The 15,885-nt window shown below is 42.0% G+C and carries 17 protein-coding genes; 11 read left to right on the top strand and 6 right to left on the bottom strand.

The features are described from left to right. The first annotated feature begins 201 nt into the window (after positions 1–201). From gatC to gatB, 3 genes are read left to right on the top strand one after another with little or no spacing between them, the layout of a single operon-like run. Complete coding sequence (gene gatC, locus THMIRH_RS03955) at positions 202–489, top strand: Asp-tRNA(Asn)/Glu-tRNA(Gln) amidotransferase subunit GatC (RefSeq protein ID WP_173290871.1); 288 nt, start codon at positions 202–204, stop codon at positions 487–489. Between the two features lie 7 nt (positions 490–496). Further along, positions 497–1,951, top strand: a complete 1,455-nt coding sequence (gene gatA, locus THMIRH_RS03960; protein WP_173290872.1) for an Asp-tRNA(Asn)/Glu-tRNA(Gln) amidotransferase subunit GatA — start codon at positions 497–499, stop codon at positions 1,949–1,951. A gap of 16 nt (positions 1,952–1,967) precedes the next feature. After that, a complete protein-coding gene (gene gatB / locus THMIRH_RS03965; RefSeq protein WP_243831499.1) occupies positions 1,968–3,395 on the top strand; it encodes an Asp-tRNA(Asn)/Glu-tRNA(Gln) amidotransferase subunit GatB in 1,428 nt (475 codons plus the stop codon). Positions 3,396–3,460: 65 nt separating this feature from the next. Here the strand turns inward: gatB and THMIRH_RS03970 are convergent, their stop codons facing one another. Further along, positions 3,461–3,862, bottom strand: a complete 402-nt coding sequence (locus tag THMIRH_RS03970) for a DUF423 domain-containing protein (protein WP_173290874.1) — start codon at positions 3,860–3,862, stop codon at positions 3,461–3,463. A gap of 171 nt (positions 3,863–4,033) precedes the next feature. On the opposite strand from THMIRH_RS03970, the gene htpX reads away from it, so the two are divergent. Continuing rightward, on the top strand, positions 4,034–4,930 hold the full coding sequence (gene htpX, locus THMIRH_RS03975) for a protease HtpX (RefSeq protein WP_173290875.1): 897 nt from the start codon (positions 4,034–4,036) through the stop codon (positions 4,928–4,930). Positions 4,931–4,998: 68 nt separating this feature from the next. On the opposite strand, the gene THMIRH_RS03980 is transcribed toward htpX, so the two are convergent. Beyond that, entirely contained in the window at positions 4,999–5,436 is a 438-nt protein-coding gene (locus THMIRH_RS03980; RefSeq protein WP_173290876.1) for a SufE family protein, read from the bottom strand. Positions 5,437–5,684: 248 nt separating this feature from the next. Between THMIRH_RS03980 and THMIRH_RS03985 the strand changes: the two genes are divergently transcribed. Next, positions 5,685–6,677: an MBL fold metallo-hydrolase gene (locus THMIRH_RS03985; protein ID WP_173290877.1), complete on the top strand. Its 993-nt coding sequence runs from the start codon at positions 5,685–5,687 to the stop codon at positions 6,675–6,677. Positions 6,678–6,750: 73 nt separating this feature from the next. Here THMIRH_RS03985 and serB read toward each other — a convergent pair whose 3' ends face one another. Both serB and THMIRH_RS03995 read right to left on the bottom strand, forming a co-directional pair. Next, the gene (serB, locus tag THMIRH_RS03990; protein ID WP_173290878.1) at positions 6,751–7,590 is read right to left on the bottom strand and encodes a phosphoserine phosphatase SerB; all 840 of its coding nucleotides are present in this window, start codon (positions 7,588–7,590) and stop codon (positions 6,751–6,753) included. A gap of 15 nt (positions 7,591–7,605) precedes the next feature. Then, positions 7,606–8,010, bottom strand: a complete 405-nt coding sequence (locus tag THMIRH_RS03995; RefSeq protein ID WP_173290879.1) for an RDD family protein — start codon at positions 8,008–8,010, stop codon at positions 7,606–7,608. A gap of 75 nt (positions 8,011–8,085) precedes the next feature. Here THMIRH_RS03995 and THMIRH_RS04000 point away from each other — a divergent pair, with 75 nt between their 5' ends. Further along, positions 8,086–8,754 carry an energy-coupling factor ABC transporter permease gene (locus THMIRH_RS04000; RefSeq protein WP_173290880.1) on the top strand — a complete coding sequence of 223 codons (669 nt, stop codon included), beginning with the start codon at positions 8,086–8,088 and terminating at the stop codon, positions 8,752–8,754. Positions 8,755–8,833: 79 nt separating this feature from the next. Here the strand turns inward: THMIRH_RS04000 and THMIRH_RS04005 are convergent, their stop codons facing one another. Continuing rightward, on the bottom strand, positions 8,834–9,163 hold the full coding sequence (locus THMIRH_RS04005; protein WP_173290881.1) for a hypothetical protein: 330 nt from the start codon (positions 9,161–9,163) through the stop codon (positions 8,834–8,836). Positions 9,164–9,503: 340 nt separating this feature from the next. On the opposite strand from THMIRH_RS04005, the gene guaB reads away from it, so the two are divergent. The 5 genes from guaB (at position 9,504) to THMIRH_RS04025 (ending at position 15,148) form a co-directional block, all read left to right on the top strand. Continuing rightward, positions 9,504–10,964 carry an IMP dehydrogenase gene (gene guaB, locus THMIRH_RS04010; RefSeq protein ID WP_243831500.1) on the top strand — a complete coding sequence of 487 codons (1,461 nt, stop codon included), beginning with the start codon at positions 9,504–9,506 and terminating at the stop codon, positions 10,962–10,964. Positions 10,965–11,050: 86 nt separating this feature from the next. After that, positions 11,051–12,628 (top strand): glutamine-hydrolyzing GMP synthase, encoded by a 1,578-nt coding sequence (guaA, locus tag THMIRH_RS04015; RefSeq protein ID WP_173290882.1) that lies wholly within the window; start codon positions 11,051–11,053, stop codon positions 12,626–12,628. A 169-nt stretch (positions 12,629–12,797) separates the two neighbouring features. Continuing rightward, positions 12,798–12,998 carry a hypothetical protein gene (locus THMIRH_RS12070; RefSeq protein WP_198415245.1) on the top strand — a complete coding sequence of 67 codons (201 nt, stop codon included), beginning with the start codon at positions 12,798–12,800 and terminating at the stop codon, positions 12,996–12,998. Positions 12,999–13,049: 51 nt separating this feature from the next. Further along, positions 13,050–14,018: a tyrosine-type recombinase/integrase gene (locus THMIRH_RS04020; RefSeq protein WP_198415246.1), complete on the top strand. Its 969-nt coding sequence runs from the start codon at positions 13,050–13,052 to the stop codon at positions 14,016–14,018. Positions 14,019–14,113: 95 nt separating this feature from the next. After that, on the top strand, positions 14,114–15,148 hold the full coding sequence (locus tag THMIRH_RS04025) for an IS481 family transposase (RefSeq protein WP_173289970.1): 1,035 nt from the start codon (positions 14,114–14,116) through the stop codon (positions 15,146–15,148). A gap of 85 nt (positions 15,149–15,233) precedes the next feature. Here THMIRH_RS04025 and THMIRH_RS04030 read toward each other — a convergent pair whose 3' ends face one another. Beyond that, positions 15,234–15,803, bottom strand: a complete 570-nt coding sequence (locus THMIRH_RS04030; protein WP_173290883.1) for a tyrosine-type recombinase/integrase — start codon at positions 15,801–15,803, stop codon at positions 15,234–15,236. Positions 15,804–15,885 lie beyond the last annotated feature (82 nt).

Below are 15,885 nucleotides of genomic sequence, written 5' to 3' on the forward strand. Positions count from 1 at the left end.
ATCAATAAGTAAAGACAGAAAAAATGCCATTAATCTTGGTTTTAATTCAGGTTTTCAATGTGTGACGAATGATTGACTGAGCGAATTATGCAGTGAAAAGGTGCTTATGACTTTTTTGAATGACCAAAATGTGGTAATTTATAAAGGTTTTTCGTTGTAAAAAAAATACTTGGTTAATAAAGCAGATTTAAGGGGAATTTTGTGTCAATCGGACAAAAAGAAGTTGAAACCATTTCTCGCTTAGCAGCGATTTCAGTGAAAGAGTCTGAAGTACCGGCTGTTGCAGAAAAATTGTCTAACATTTTAGATTTATTTGCCCAGATGGCGGCGGTTAATACGGACCATGTTACCCCAATGGCGCATCCATTAGACCAGGTGCAAAGACTGCGCGATGATGTTGTCACTGAAACTGACCACCATGAAAAATATCAAAAGCTTGCGCCTGCCGCCCAAGATGGTTTGTATCTAGTTCCCCAAGTGATTGAGTGAGATAAAAATGCATAAATTAAGTATTCAGCAAATGAGCGAACAATTGCAAAGTCGCCAATTAACCAGCGTTGCCTTGACTCAACATTACTTGGACAGAATTGCAAAATTTGACCCAGAACTCAATGCCTACATTACTGTTACGCCCGAATTGGCAATAGCTATGGCCAAAGAAGCGGATGCCAAGCTAGATGCTGGCAACGCTCATCCTTTAACGGGTATTCCCATTGCGCACAAAGACATTTTTTGTATTGATGGGGTGAAAACAACTTGTGGTTCAAAAATGTTGAGCAATTTTGTTGCACCCTATGATGCTCATGTGGTTGAACAGCTTAAAGAATTGAATATGCCAATTTTGGGTAAAACCAATATGGATGAATTTGCCATGGGGTCCTCCTCTGAAAGCAGTTATTTTGGGCCCACCAAAAATCCTTGGGATTTAAAAGCGGTTCCGGGCGGTTCTTCTGGGGGCGCTGCAGCGGTTATTGCGGCTGGATTAGCGCCCTTAGCGACGGGTACGGATACCGGTGGTTCTATTCGTCAGCCAGCTTCTTTTTGTGGTATTTCAGGCATTAAGCCCACTTATGGTGCGGTATCGCGTTACGGCATGATTGCCTACGCTTCCAGTTTTGACCAGGGCGGTCCTATGACGCGCTCTGCGCAAGATTCTGCTTGGTTATTAACCGCTATGGCAGGCTTTGATCTGCGTGACTCTACCAGTTTTGAACAGGCAAAACCAGATTATACAACCGAGTTAAATGCCTCTTTAAAAGGCTTAAAAGTCGGCGTGCCTAAAGAGTATTTTGGAGAAGGTTTGGATGCTGGGGTTGCAACGGTAATTAAAACCGCCATCGCCGAACTGGAAAAACAAGGTGCGCAAGTAGTTGAAGTCAGTTTGCCTAATAAAGATTTAGCGGTGCCTGCTTATTATGTATTGGCACCGGCCGAAGCGTCTTCCAATTTATCGCGTTTTGATGGCGTGCGTTATGGTTATCGTTGTGAAAATCCGCAAGATTTAAACGATTTATACACCCGTTCGCGCTCTGAAGGCTTTGGCGCAGAAGTGAAGCGCCGCATTATGGTCGGCGCTTATGCTTTATCAGCGGGTTATTACGATGCCTACTATTTAAAGGCACAAAAATTACGCCGCTTGATTAAAGACGATTTTATGAAAGCCTTTGAAAGCTGTGATGTGATTGTTGGGCCAGTGGCCCCAACCCCTGCATTTAACATTGGTGAAAAATCAGATGATCCCATCAGTATGTATTTAGCAGATTTGTATACCATTCCAGTTAACTTGGCCGGCTTGCCAGCAATGTCGGTGCCTGCTGGGTTTGTGGAAGGTCGTCCAGTAGGGTTGCATATCGTGGGTAATTATCATGCCGAAGCCAAATTGCTAAATGTGGCGCATCAATATCAACAAACGACCGATTGGCATAAACAAATGCCAGCGGCTTACCAATAATTTGAAGGGGAAGAAAATGACTTGGGAAGTTGTTATCGGTTTGGAGATTCACGCTCAATTAACCACGCAAACAAAGATTTTTTCGGGTTCAGCTATTGCATATGGCGCACAACCCAATACGCAAGCTAACTTGCTAGATTTGGGGATGCCTGGACAGCTACCGGTTTTAAATAAAGCGGTGATTCCTGCGGCCATAAAACTGGGTTTAGCAATAGGTGCAAACATTGGGCGCAAATCCGTGTTTGACCGTAAAAATTATTTTTATCCTGATTTACCCAAAGGATATCAAACCTCACAGTTTACTTATCCAATTGTGGATAAGGGTGGGGTGGTTGAAATTGAAGTCGATGGTGTTAAAAAGAAAATTGGCGTAACGCGCGCTCACTTGGAAGAAGATGCGGGTAAATCCATGCACGATGCCTTTCCGGGTATGACAGGCATTGACTTGAATCGTGCAGGAACGCCTTTGCTAGAAATTGTATCGGAACCCGATATGCGCTCTGCCAAAGAAGCGGTTGCCTATGCCAAAAAAATGCACGAGCTGGTCCAGTATTTAGGGATTTGTGACGGTAATATGCAGGAAGGCTCTTTCCGTGTGGACTCGAATGTGTCGGTGCACAAACCTGGTACGCCATTTGGCACGCGTGCTGAGTTGAAAAATATCAACTCTTTCAAGTTTATTGAAGCGGCTATTGAAATAGAAATCGAGCGCCAAATCGAAATTTTAGAATCGGGCGGCAAGGTTGTTCAAGAAACCCGTTTGTATGATGCCGATAAAAACGAAACTCGTTCTATGCGTGCTAAAGAAGAAGCCAATGATTACCGTTATTTCCCCTGCCCAGATTTATTACCAGTGATCATTACCGATGAAGACATTGAAGCGATTCGTGCAGAAATGCCAGAAATGCCTGATGGTAAGCGAGATCGTTATATGTCTGAGTTTGGTTTGTCGGAATATGATGCAGCTGTTTTAACTGCTTCGCGTGGCATGGCAGAGTATTTTGAGGGCTTGGTTGCGTTGACCAAAGATGCCAAGTTGTCTGCCAACTGGATGATGGGCGAGCTATCGAAAGCGTTGAATCAACATAATCTAGATATTAAAAACTCGCCTGTGTCAGCAGCTATGCTGGGTGGTTTGTTAGCCAAAATTTTAGACAATACGATTTCTGGCAAAATTGCTAAACAAGTGTTTGATGCCATGTGGAAGGGTGAAGGTTCTGCTGAAGAAATTATTGCGGCTAAAGGTCTGGTGCAAATTACGGACAGTTCAGCGATTGAAAAGTTGATCGATGAAGTGCTTGCCGCTAATCCGAATCAAGTTGAAGCCTACAAAGCAGGCCAAGAAAAAATGTTTGGTTTCTTTGTGGGGCAAGTGATGAAAGCCTCGCAAGGCCAAGCCAGCCCAGGGCAGGTGAATCAATTATTGAAAGATAAGTTGAAATAATGTTTTGCTTTAACGGTTGCTTTAATGGTTAATTTAATAAAAGGTGCTTCGGCACCTTTTTTATTTTATGGAAGTCTAGGCGGTTTAATCCAGATCCAACTGAGCCAGCCCCAGTGAATCATCCAAATGAATCCGCCAATCGGAATTAAAAAGTGCAGGGATTGAAAACCCATTGCCAAAACATAAAGACCACCACTGAAAAACAAAATTCCCAAGCCATTTAAAATGGCTAATTTTTGCCAAATTTTAACCAGGCCTGGTTGTTTTTGCGCTAAAAATCCCAATAAAAACAAGGTAAAAGCATGCAAGCTATGATAAAAAAGAGCCGTTTGCCAATAGCCTTGTTGTTCAATGTTCATTTGTGGTTTTAATGCATGACTGGCTAATGCACCTAAGATGATAATGAGCAGCATATTTAGGCTGCCCGCCAGAAATAGATAACGCTCGGTTTGAAGAGGTTGATTCACAAATACTTCCTTAAGATTATTTCAAAGGTTTTTAGGCTTTTTTGCACAAGTATCCCTTGAAACATTATAAAAAATCTTTATATTAGTCGTAAGAGAAAGTTTATCGCGTTGCCCCTAAGGTAACCTGCTTTAAACTTCATATTTAACATTTCAGATCATTGGAGAAAAGAGATGAAACGAATAGGTTTATTTTTATTAACTAACATTGCGGTGCTTGCGGTTGCAATGATTACTATGAACCTTTTGGGTGTGGGTAATTATATGCAGGGAACCAGTTTAGATTTGGGTAACCTGTTTGCTTTTGCCTTAATTTTTGGTTTTGCAGGGTCTTTCGTTTCTTTAGCCATGTCAAAATGGCTGGCTAAAATGTCAACGGGTGCGCAAGTGATTACGCAACCTCGCAATGCAGATGAGAAATGGTTGTTAGACACCGTCACTCGCCAAGCAGAAAAAGCGGGTATCAAAACGCCAGAAGTGGCTATCTACGACTCACCAGAGCCAAATGCTTTTGCAACCGGTATGACGCGTAATTCTTCATTGGTTGCGGTATCCACGGGCTTATTGCGCAGCATGCGTCAAAACGAAGTGGAAGCGGTATTGGGTCACGAGGTTGCTCACGTTGCGAATGGCGATATGGTGACTATGGCATTAATGCAGGGCGTTTTGAATACCTTTGTTATTTTCTTCGCCAAAATCATTGCTTGGGCAGTGGACAGAATTGTGCTTAAAAATGAAGAAGAAGGTCATAGCTGGACATTCATCATTGTAGATTTAGTGGCTCAGATTCTATTGGGTATTTTGGCAAGCATTGTTACCATGTGGTTCTCGCGTCGTCGCGAATTCCATGCGGACAATGGTGGTGCTTACCTTGCTGGTAAAGAGAATATGATTGCAGCTTTGCGTCGTTTACAAACCATGACGCCAGGTCAGTTACCTGATCAAATGGCGGCGTTTGGTATCTCTGCGGGTGGTTCTAAATTTGGACAGTTGTTTATGTCACACCCACCTTTAGAAGATCGTATTGCTGCTTTAGAAGCAACTGAACAAAGCCAATTGAAAATTGCTTAATTAATGATTAGCAGTTAATTCAATAATAATAGAAAAGGGCCGTAAGGCCCTTTTTTAATGGACGTCAATTAAGCTTGTATGCGTGCGTTGGCTTCTGCTTGAATGCGCTTAATCATGTGATACAAGCCGGTTGAGCGGTTAGAAGATAGATGTTGGAGTAAACCAATTTCGCCTAAAAAACTGAGCGGTGCGCTGGCAATTTCTTGAGGTGATCTACCGTTATAAACTTTTAATAACAAAGCAATCAAGCCAGAAACAATCGCAGCATCACTCATGGCTTGCATGAATAAAATGCCATCCTTTTCTTCAATGTGAATCCACACCTGAGATTGACAGCCATGAATTCGATTGTCTTCAGTTTTATAGGCTTCATCCATACCTTGCAGAGTTTTGCCCATATCAATTAAATATTTATAACGGTCTTTCCAATTTTCAAAATGGGTAAATCGTTTGACTAGGTCGGTTTGAGTATCAGATAAAGATTTAGCAGCTGGTGAAAAGTTCATCGCAATTTGATTCCTAAAATTTTGGCGTATTTTAACAAATTTTTAGCGTGAAAATTTCTGATTGTTTTAGTAGGTTATTAATTGCGCCAAATTTGAATAAATTTTGTGTCATTTCTACAGGGCTTTGTTGCAGTTTTATGATAAGGCAGTTATATTTAGAAAGTTAATTAATAAAAAAGTTTTAACGGGCACTGGCTTAAAGCAATGTGTGTCAGTGAGCGTAAGTCTTAATATTTCAAGGGGGAAAAATGAAGAGACGAGATTTGTTAAAGTCAGCCTTAGGATTATCGGTATTAGGTGGGTTATCGGCTCTAAAACCTTTATATGCCAGTAATGATTTCACCATCAAAGCTGACCCTATGTACGACGTACCCTCAACTAAAGTTACCGATCGTTGCTACTACATTTTAGCCAAAGACCCTGAGCCCTCACCAGAAAACCATGCCTTTTTTAACAATCCTGGCTTTGTTGTGACCAGTGAAGGGGTTGTGGTGGTCGATACGGGTAGTTCTGTTCAAATTGGTGAAATGGTACTGCGTCAAATCAAAAAAGTTACTGATAAGCCAGTCGTGATGGTTATCAATACCCATTATCACGGCGATCACTTTTTAGGAAATCACGCTTTCGTTGAAGCCTTTCCTAAGGTCGATATTTATGCTCATCCGGCCTGTATTAAAAATATTAAAGCGGGAGGTGGCGATTTTTGGGTGAGCTTTATGCAGCGTAATTCGAATAATGGTATTTCTGGAACCGTTGTGACGGTACCTACTAAGACCTTTGTTGGCGGGGAAGTCGTTAAGCTTGGTGACACGACCCTTAAAATTCACCAGTTTGGTAAAGCGCATACCGAGTCTGATTTGATTGTTGAAGTGGTTGAAGATAAGGTTGCCTATTTAGGTGATACCGCCATGCGTCGTGTTGCCAATATGGCAGATGGATCTTTTGCCGGCACCATTGAAACCATGAAGCAAGCAAAAGCACTGGGTTGTGAGCATTATGTATTGGGCCATGGTCCTCATGATGGTGCTGCCATTTGTGATGATATGCAGAGTTTCTGTGAAACGATTTATGAAAGTGCTGCCAAGTATTATGACGAAGGATTGTCAGATTTTGAAATGAAGCCTAAGATTTTAGCCGAACCCTTTATGAAGGACGTTGCCAGTCAATGGCCTGGGTTTGAATCTACCATGGGCAACTTTATCAGCTTAGCTGTTCAAGAAGTTGAAAAGAGCATGTTCTAATTATTAGAAAAGTATTCTATAAAAAAGCGGGTATTGCCCGCTTTTTTTATTGCTTGAAAACGAAAAGCCGAGATTATTTTTGAATATGCAGTAAATCTAAAACGGCATCTAAACCGCGCACATTCAAAACGATATCCGCTTCGGCTTGTACTTTGGGTTTTGCGTGGTAAGCAATGCTTAGGCCTGCGGCATGCATCATTAGTAAATCGTTAGCCCCATCGCCGATTGCCATGGTTTGGTTTAGATTAATGCCCATTTGGTCGCAGAGTTCATTTAAAAAGTCGGCCTTCGCTTGAGCGCCAATAATTTCGCCCAGCACCTTGCCTGTGAGTTTATTGTTTTCAACTTCAAGAACATTGGCGCGAGTAAAGTCGAGCATCAATTCACTTTTTAAACGCTCAGTAAAGTAAGTGAAACCACCAGAAACCAATGCAAAGGCAATGTCTTTGTCTTTTAGGCCATTAATCCAAGTTTCTGCGCCAGGATTAAGGTGTAAGCGTTCGTTATAAACTTTTTCAAGTGCGCCTATTTCTAAGTCCTTAAGAAGCGCAACACGCTTTGTTAGAGAGGCGGCAAAGTCTAGTTCGCCACGCATAGCGGCTTCGGTGATTTCTGAGACCTGCGGTTTTAGGTTAACCATATCAGCAATTTCATCAACACATTCGATGCCGATGAGGGTTGAATCCATGTCGCTGATCATCAGTTGAATTTGTTTAGGTTGAAAGTGCCCTGGGATAAGGTTAATGTCTAACCCAGTTTTGGAGCGCAGTGTTTGAAATTGTTCGTAGTCAAAGTCATCACTGACTTCTGCTTGAAAGTGATTGGCAACACGCGAGAGTTTGCCTAGGCTGCGTTCAAGCGTATTGCTTTGATCAAAGTTTAATGCGCTTTCGTGGATAATTATAGTGGCCATAGCAGAGTTCTCAGTTTATTGCGATTCTTTAATGGACACTATTTTAGTGCCTGCTAGCAAATCTTGCAAAGTTTGTCTTTTACTGGGTATAAACAAAGTTATCCATCCAACACTAAAAAAAAGGCAAGCCGTGATAAATCTTAAATGAGCATTTTGTCGGGTGAGTAAATAGTCATCGTTGCGAACCAAGCGAAGCTTCCAAGTTCTTAAACCGGGCGTTTGGCCACTATTAACCCAGAAATAGCTGAGATAAATGTAGGTAATGGCTAAAATATAGAGTTGAAAGCTTAATAAAACCAAGGGTTTTTGCTGAAACTCACTGCCTTGCCACAGTACAAATGGAATGGCTGAGACAAACCAAACGGCGCAAAGTAAAAGTAGGTCGTAAAGAAAGGCAAACAGTATTTTGAAAGCAAGCATGTTAAAAATGTCTTTATATCAGTGATTAACTTCGTATGATAACGCAATCTAAGATAAAAAATAATGAGGTTCTTAATGAATTTAATGGATGATGGTTTTTCTTTAGTATGGATTGTTTCGGGTTGGTTGGTGTTTTTGTCTGCCTTGGTGTGGAGCTTAAAAACAGCGCCCTGGGGTCGTGTTAAAAGTGATTCGGGGGCTCAGCATGTATTTTTAGGGGCAACTGTTTTGGTTTTTTTGGTTTGGATTTTGTCGGCAACCATTGAAGGTGGCTTAAGTTTTCATTTTTTATTGATGACTTTAATGGTGTTAATGTTTGGACCACAGTTTGCCTTTATTTTGGCAACCTTAGCTCTAGTCGGTATTACGCTGTTAGGCAAAGCAGGTATTTTGGTTTTTGGTTTAAATGGCACTTTGATGGGATTGGTGCCGGTACTCGTCACTTGGACAATTGTCAATTTGGCTTACAAGTATTTAGAGCATAACTTTTTCGTGTTTGTGTTGTTGAATGGTTTTTTTGCGGCGGCTCTGTCAGCCTTTGCGGTATTAATGCTGGGTGGATTAGCGATGCTTTGGGGTGACGTGCATACCATTGAAAAATTAACGCAATCTTACTTTCCTTATATTCCAATGTTAGCCGTACCGGAGGGGTTTATTTCTGGAATGATGGTAGGGGCTTTGATTTTGTTAAAACCAAATTGGATTGGTTGCTTTTCGGATGAGTTGTACTTAAAAGGTAAGTAACCATCCATGGCAGTTTAGAGAGGCGAAAAAAAACCGACACTAGATCGGTTTTTTTGTCTGTCTATTAATTAACCAGAATTTATTTATACCAGCCTGGTTTAACATCTGCATATTTCATTGATTGCTCAACTTCGGCTTCAGCAGTTTTTAAAGCTTCTTTCGCAAACTTAAGTGCAGCAGCTTCATCACCTTTAGCCTTAGCTTCTGCAGCTTTTGCTAGATAATCTTCAGCATAAGACATTTTCATTTTCTTTTGCTTCCAAACATTGCCCATTTTTTTAGCTTCAGCATGAGCCATGGTTGCTTTTTCAACAGTTGCATCATACTCAGATTTAGCAGTAGGTGTTGATGCACATGCACCAAGAGTTAGCGAAGCTGCAACGGCTGAGATTACGAGTAATTTTTTCATGTATATCCTCCAAGATAATAAGCTCATATTAAATTTATTTTGTAAGCCAGTTTCTAATTCTAATCTTTAATCACTTTGATTAAAAGCCAAAACAGTGATTTTTTGTATCAATTTTTTATCTGTTTTTGTCTTACTGCATAACTTATTAAGTTTACCCCGTCGCTGTCAATCTTTATAATGTACACTATTGTGTTAAAAAACCAGTTTTAAAGCGCTGATTAGCGTGTTTTTTCTATTTAACCTATTGAAAGTGATGACTTTTTTGTTTGTTTGAGCGGGTTTGTTAGGATTTAGAAAAAAAACTAATCAGGTTATAAGTATAAGTAAAAGGTGGAAAATCATGCGTATCCTGCAGGAAGCTTTAACATTTGACGATGTATTATTGGTGCCCGCTCACTCAACCGTATTGCCGAATGAAGTGTCTCTAAAAACCCGTTTAACCAGAAATATTAACTTGAATATTCCGTTTGTTTCTGCGGCGATGGACACGGTGACTGAGGCACGTTTAGCAATCTCTATGGCTCAAGAGGGTGGTATCGGGATTATTCATAAAAACATGAGCGTTGAAGAACAGGCGCACGTAGTTTCTAAAGTGAAAAAGCATGAGCATGGCGTTGTTTTAGAACCGATTACGGTTCAAGTTTCAAACACAGTTGAAGAGGTTATTCAAATCACCAATAAAAATCGTGTTTCAAGTGCGCCAGTGATGGATGGTAATGATTTAGTGGGCATAGTCACCAGCCGTGATATGCGTTTTGTGACAGATATGTCGCAATCAGTTGCAAAAATTATGACGCCAAAAGACCGCTTGATTACGGTTAAAGAAAAAGAAGATCCTAAGGCGGTTTTAGATTTATTACATGAGAACCGTTTAGAAAGACTGTTGGTCGTTGATGATGCTTTCAAGTTGAAAGGGATGATTACGGTCAAGGATATGTCAAAATCTTCTTCACACCCAAATGCCTCTAAAGATTCTAACGGTCGTTTGATTGTGGGTGCGGCGGTTGGAACTGGCGCTGATACTGAAGAACGTGTTGCCGCTTTGGTTAAAGCTGGTGTGGACGTTATCATTGTGGATACAGCGCATGGTCATTCACAAGGTGTTCTAAACCGAGTTAAGTGGGTTAAAGAAAACTTTCCAAAAGTTGATGTTATCGGTGGCAATATTGCAACTGCGGAAGCAGCTTTGGACTTAGTTAAAGCGGGTGCAGATGCGGTTAAGGTTGGTATTGGACCAGGCTCTATTTGTACAACGCGTATTGTTGCGGGTGTCGGTGTTCCACAATTGTCAGCCATTTCAAATGTGGCTAAAGCCCTTGAAGGTACAGGCATTCCATTCATTGCTGATGGCGGTATTCGTTTTTCGGGTGATGTGGCTAAAGCCTTGGTTGCGGGCGCATCTTGCGTGATGTTGGGCAGTATGTTCGCCGGTACTGAAGAGTCGCCTGGCGAAATTGAATATTACCAAGGGCGTGCTTATAAGTCTTACCGTGGTATGGGTTCTTTAGGTGCCATGTCACAAAAACAAGGTTCATCAGATCGTTATTTCCAATCTTCAAACGCAGCTGACAAGCTGGTGCCAGAAGGTGTAGAAGGTCGCGTTGCTTATAAAGGACCTTTGGCACCTATCATTCACCAGCTGGTGGGTGGGATTCGTTCTTCAATGGGCTACACAGGTTGTAAAGACATTGCAGAATTTAATACCAAGCCCTCGTTTGTGCGTGTGACTGGCGCAGGGATGGCTGAAAGCCATGTGCATGATGTCACGATCACTAAAGAAGCGCCAAATTATCGCGTTTAGTCGCAAAAATAACCAGGCCTGGTTAAATTTAGGCCTGGTTTTGCCTTTTTAATTCTTCAAAAACTCTTCATTTTTTAGGATGCTTTATGCAACACAATATTCATGATCACCGTATTTTAATTTTGGATTTCGGATCTCAATACACTCAGCTGATTGCACGACGTATTCGTGAAATTGGGGTGTATTGTGAGGTGGAACCTTGGGACATTGATCCTGCTGCGGTTGAAGCCTTTGGTGCTAAGGGTATTGTATTGTCAGGTGGTCCAGAAACGGTAACGGGCGATGATGCACCAGTTGCTCCAGAGGTTGTATTTAACCTAGGCGTGCCTGTGTTGGGTATTTGCTACGGTATGCAAACCATGGCGCAGCAGTTAGGCGGTTTGGTTATTAATGCCGATGAGCACGAATATGGTTATGCCCAAGTTCGAGCGCATGGTCACACCAAACTGCTCAAAGACATCGAGGACATGGTAACGCCAGAAGGCTATGGCATGTTAGATGTTTGGATGTCGCATGGAGATCGTGTGGATCAATTGCCCGAAGGCTTTAAGTTAATGGCCAGTACGCCAAGTTGCCCGATTGCCGGTATGGCGAATGAAGAAAAGAATTTTTACGGCATTCAATTTCACCCAGAAGTCACGCATACCAAACAAGGCTATCGCATGATTGAGCGCTTTGTGGTGAACTTGTGTGGCTGTGAAAAACTGTGGACAACTGAAAATATCATCGATGACAGTATCAAGCGTGTGCGTGACATGGTCGGAACCGATCAAGTCATGCTGGGTTTATCTGGGGGCGTGGATTCTTCGGTGGTTGCCGCCTTATTGCATAAAGCGATTGGCGATCAATTGACTTGTGTGTTTGTGGACCACGGTTTATTACGCTACCAAGAAGGTGATCAAGTGATGGCCATGTTTGCCCAAAATATGGGCATTAAGGTGATCCGCGCAGATGTTGAAGAGCGTTTTATGTCTGCTTTGGCTGGCGAAGTCGATCCTGAGAAAAAGCGCAAAATCATTGGGCGTGAGTTTATCGAAGTTTTTGATGCAGAGTCGGCGAAATTGAAAGGCGTTAAATGGTTAGCGCAAGGCACGATTTACCCCGATGTCATTGAATCAGCGGGTTCCAAAACGGGTAAAGCCAAAGTCATTAAATCGCATCATAATGTGGGTGGTTTACCTGAAGACATGGAAATGTCTTTAATTGAACCTTTGCGTGAATTGTTTAAAGATGAAGTGCGTAAGTTAGGGGTTGCCTTAGGGTTGCCTTATAACATGGTCTATCGCCACCCATTCCCTGGGCCTGGCTTAGGGGTGCGTATTTTGGGTGAAGTGAAAAAAGAATATGCTGATATTCTTCGCTTGGCAGATCATATTTTTATTCAAGAGCTCATCAAGTGGGAGCTTTACGACAAAACCTCTCAAGCGTTTGCGGTTTTCTTGCCTGTGAAATCGGTCGGTGTTGTCGGTGATGCGCGTCGTTATGATTATGTGGTAGCTTTGCGTGCCGTTGAAACCATCGATTTTATGACAGCTCGTTGGGCGCATTTGCCTTATGAGTTTTTAGAACATGTTTCTGGGCGCATCATTAACGAAATTCCGCGTATTTCTCGCGTAACCTACGATATTTCTTCTAAACCACCAGCAACGATTGAGTGGGAGTAGTTATTAACGTGTAAGTTATTGATTTATATCGATTAATTACTTACACGCTTGTTTCACGCTCAGAAATCAATCGTTGATTTCCTTAGTCTTTTTTCATACAGTTACACAAAATGTTGCACAAACGTGTGACTACTAAAACTCGTATTAACTCAGAGACTAAGATTTGGCAATGAAGAAACAGCACTTTGCTGAAGGCGAAATAGCAATATTTGACGAGGCTTGTATCTACAAGCGAGGCGAGTATTGGCAGTTTCGAATCTGGTTGGCAAAGGAAAATAAGTACGCACGAAAAAGCCTTCGTACACGCAGTGAAAGCACAGCAATTGAACGTGGCAAAGCAGCTTACTTAGAAATCTACGCAAATCTTTAGCAAGGCAAAAGCTACTTCTCAATTACTACAAAAGAGGGTGTTGAGAAGTACTTGAACTTCCGCAAGCGTGATGTTGAACTTGGACATATAGTCAAAGGAAGACATGCAACAATCGCAACACATCTACAGCACTTTCTTAGCTACATTGGCAAAGATACTAAGCTAAAAGAGTTGGAACGCAGTGACTGCGAAAACTACTACTATCATCGCCACAAATCCTCCAACACCAACACCAAAGTCAAACAAGTCACAGTTCAAAACGAGCAAAGCACTATCAATGCTATGTTGAAATGGCTGCATAAGAATGGCGAAACGCACATTGATAGCTTCGACTTTAAGAAGCTTCCACGCTTAGATAAAGGTAACGAAGCTATTCGTCGTGCAACACTTACTAACGATGAATACGAAGCGCTGTATCGTGCTATGCGTACCTACACTGCCAAACACAACAAGCTAGATGATGCAGAACTTAGAGTGCGAAAAATCGTGCAGCACTATGTTCTAATCGCAGCTAACAGTGGGTTGCGAGTTGGCGAACAGCGACAGTTGCGTTGGAGTGATGTGCAGATTGAACAGCACAAAGTGAACGGCGAAGAACAAAAGCTGGCACGTATCCACGTACGTGCTGAAACAAGTAAAGTGCGTACAAGCCGTACCTTCTTGTGTCGCAACGGACAGTACTTTGAACGCTTACGTGAAATTACCAAACCTAAAACTGCTGATGAGTTAATATTTACTGCTGATGGCGCTAGTGAGTTAAGTAAGCGTACGCTGCTGTATCACTGGCACAAGATGATTGAGTTAGCCGATATTGCCGATAGGGAAACACGTGACTTAGTACCCTACAGCTTGCGTCACTTTATGATTACGCAGCGCATTATGAGTGGCTTAACGTTTAGGCAGATAGCAGACATGTGTGGCACTAGCGTGGCGCAGATTGAAAAGACGTATTACCACTTAAACGATGAAATACGTTTAACCAACGCTGTAGCTGACTACAGACGCAGAGATGATGTGTAAAAGTCACGACTTCATCTGACACTGCTCTTGAAAAAGAGCAAGTTTCCCGTTTTGATATTAGGTGTCTAATCAAAATCAAAACAAAGGAAACTCACATGATTAATACTAATCAAAAAATCATCAAACATAAAGTCGGATTACTCAATCTTGCAGAAGAACTTGGCAATGTTTCAAAAGCCTGCAAAGTAATGGGCTTATCTCGAGATACTTTCTATCGTTATAAAGCTGCCGTTGATGACGGTGGTGTTGATGCTCTAATCGATAAAACCCGCCGGAAACCCAACCTTAAAAACCGAGTAGATGAAGTAACTGAACAAGCCGTTATTCAATATGCGATTGACTATCCTGCTTACGGTCAACTTAGAGCAAGCAATGAACTCAGAAAACTCGGTATATTCGTTTCATCTAGTGGCGTGCGCAGTATCTGGATCAGAAATGAACTGGCTAACTTCAAAGACCGTTTAAAAGCTTTAGAAGACAAGGTTGCCAACGACGGCATTATTCTGACCGAAGCGCAGGTCGTAGCCCTTGAAAAGAAAAAGCATGACGATGAAGTCAGCGGTGAAATTGATACTGCCCATCCAGGGTACTTGGGTTCGCAAGATACCTTCTATGTTGGCACCTTAAAAGGTGTTGGCAGAATCTATCAACAAACCTTTGTCGATACCTACTCAAAAGTAGCGTTTGCTAAGCTTTATGCCACCAAAACACCGATAACAGCGGCAGATACCCTTAATGATCGAGTGCTACCATTTTTTGAGCAACACGAACTGCCCATGCTCAGAATCCTGACTGACCGTGGCACTGAGTATTGTGGTAAAGCGGAGCAGCACGATTATCAATTATACTTGGCGCTAAATGATATTGAGCACACTAAAACCAAAGTCAAATCACCGCAAACCAATGGCATTTGTGAGCGCTTTCACAAAACCATTTTGCAGGAGTTTTACCAAATCACTTTCCGCAAAAAGATTTACACATCAATTGAACAACTTCAAACGGACCTGGATGAGTGGATTCATTTTTACAACCATCACAGAACTCATCAAGGTAAAATGTGTTGTGGAAGAACACCAATGGAAACATTGGAAGATGGCAAAAAGATATGGGCTGAAAAGTTCGTAGCTTAAACTTAAACTGACAGACACTCATAAAAAACGGGGAACTGTCAGATGAAGTCTGAATTTCTACAGATGATGGCACTATTGAAGTTGTTTAGATTAACTCGGCAGCGTTACGTTTCATCTCATCATTTACTGTTACGTAACGCTGTGTTGTCTGAATGCTTCGATGTCCAGCCATATCAGCTAGTACAAATACGCTAACGCCTTTCTGACTAAGCGTTGTTAACCAAGTACGTCTGCCACTGTGCGACGTAGCGCCAGCAATTCCTGCACGTGCATACAAGCGTTGTAGATGCTGTGTAGCACTGTTTGCACTAAACCTTGCACTCTTTTGCGTAGAGAACAAATAACCGTGCTGTGGACGCTTAGCAACGCTGCTAACGTATGCTTGAAGCTGACGCTGCATTTGCTTTGGCAGAAATATCTTACGTGCACGTTTTGACTTAGTACGTGCTGCATCAAGTGTCATTTCGTCTCGTACTGTTTCGTTTGCATCTAATACGTCATCAAAGCGCAGTGCAGCTACTTCTCCAACACGTAAACCACACAAGTGCGTGAACAGTAGCATCGTACTGTCACGTGCGGCATAGCGACTGCACGAATTTGTTACGTCTAGTAGCTGCTTAAGTTCTGCTTTGCTAAGTGTCTTTGCTTGTGCCATATGTCACCACCTAAATGTAATGTTTTCATGCATACAGCGTATTTTCTGATGTTCTATTTGAGCAACCAATAAGTGCTCATAT

The organism is Thiosulfativibrio zosterae (genome assembly GCF_011398155.1).
GTDB classification, from domain to species: Bacteria; Pseudomonadota; Gammaproteobacteria; order Thiomicrospirales; family Thiomicrospiraceae; genus Thiosulfativibrio; species Thiosulfativibrio zosterae.

Bases quoted from the DNA above. Each gene is read 5' to 3' on its own strand.
- gatA (WP_173290872.1), top strand. From the start codon at position 497: ATGCATAAATTAAGTATTCAGCAAATGAGCGAACAATTGCAAAGTCGC.
- gatB (WP_243831499.1), top strand. From the start codon at position 1,968: ATGACTTGGGAAGTTGTTATCGGTTTGGAGATTCACGCTCAATTAACC.
- htpX (WP_173290875.1), top strand. From the start codon at position 4,034: ATGAAACGAATAGGTTTATTTTTATTAACTAACATTGCGGTGCTTGCG.
- THMIRH_RS03980 (WP_173290876.1), bottom strand. From the start codon at position 5,436: ATGAACTTTTCACCAGCTGCTAAATCTTTATCTGATACTCAAACCGAC.
- THMIRH_RS03985 (WP_173290877.1), top strand. From the start codon at position 5,685: ATGAAGAGACGAGATTTGTTAAAGTCAGCCTTAGGATTATCGGTATTA.
- serB (WP_173290878.1), bottom strand. From the start codon at position 7,590: ATGGCCACTATAATTATCCACGAAAGCGCATTAAACTTTGATCAAAGC.
- THMIRH_RS03995 (WP_173290879.1), bottom strand. From the start codon at position 8,010: ATGCTTGCTTTCAAAATACTGTTTGCCTTTCTTTACGACCTACTTTTA.
- THMIRH_RS04000 (WP_173290880.1), top strand. From the start codon at position 8,086: ATGAATTTAATGGATGATGGTTTTTCTTTAGTATGGATTGTTTCGGGT.
- THMIRH_RS04005 (WP_173290881.1), bottom strand. From the start codon at position 9,163: ATGAAAAAATTACTCGTAATCTCAGCCGTTGCAGCTTCGCTAACTCTT.
- guaB (WP_243831500.1), top strand. From the start codon at position 9,504: ATGCGTATCCTGCAGGAAGCTTTAACATTTGACGATGTATTATTGGTG.
- guaA (WP_173290882.1), top strand. From the start codon at position 11,051: ATGCAACACAATATTCATGATCACCGTATTTTAATTTTGGATTTCGGA.
- THMIRH_RS12070 (WP_198415245.1), top strand. From the start codon at position 12,798: ATGAAGAAACAGCACTTTGCTGAAGGCGAAATAGCAATATTTGACGAG.
- THMIRH_RS04025 (WP_173289970.1), top strand. From the start codon at position 14,114: ATGATTAATACTAATCAAAAAATCATCAAACATAAAGTCGGATTACTC.
- THMIRH_RS04030 (WP_173290883.1), bottom strand. From the start codon at position 15,803: ATGGCACAAGCAAAGACACTTAGCAAAGCAGAACTTAAGCAGCTACTA.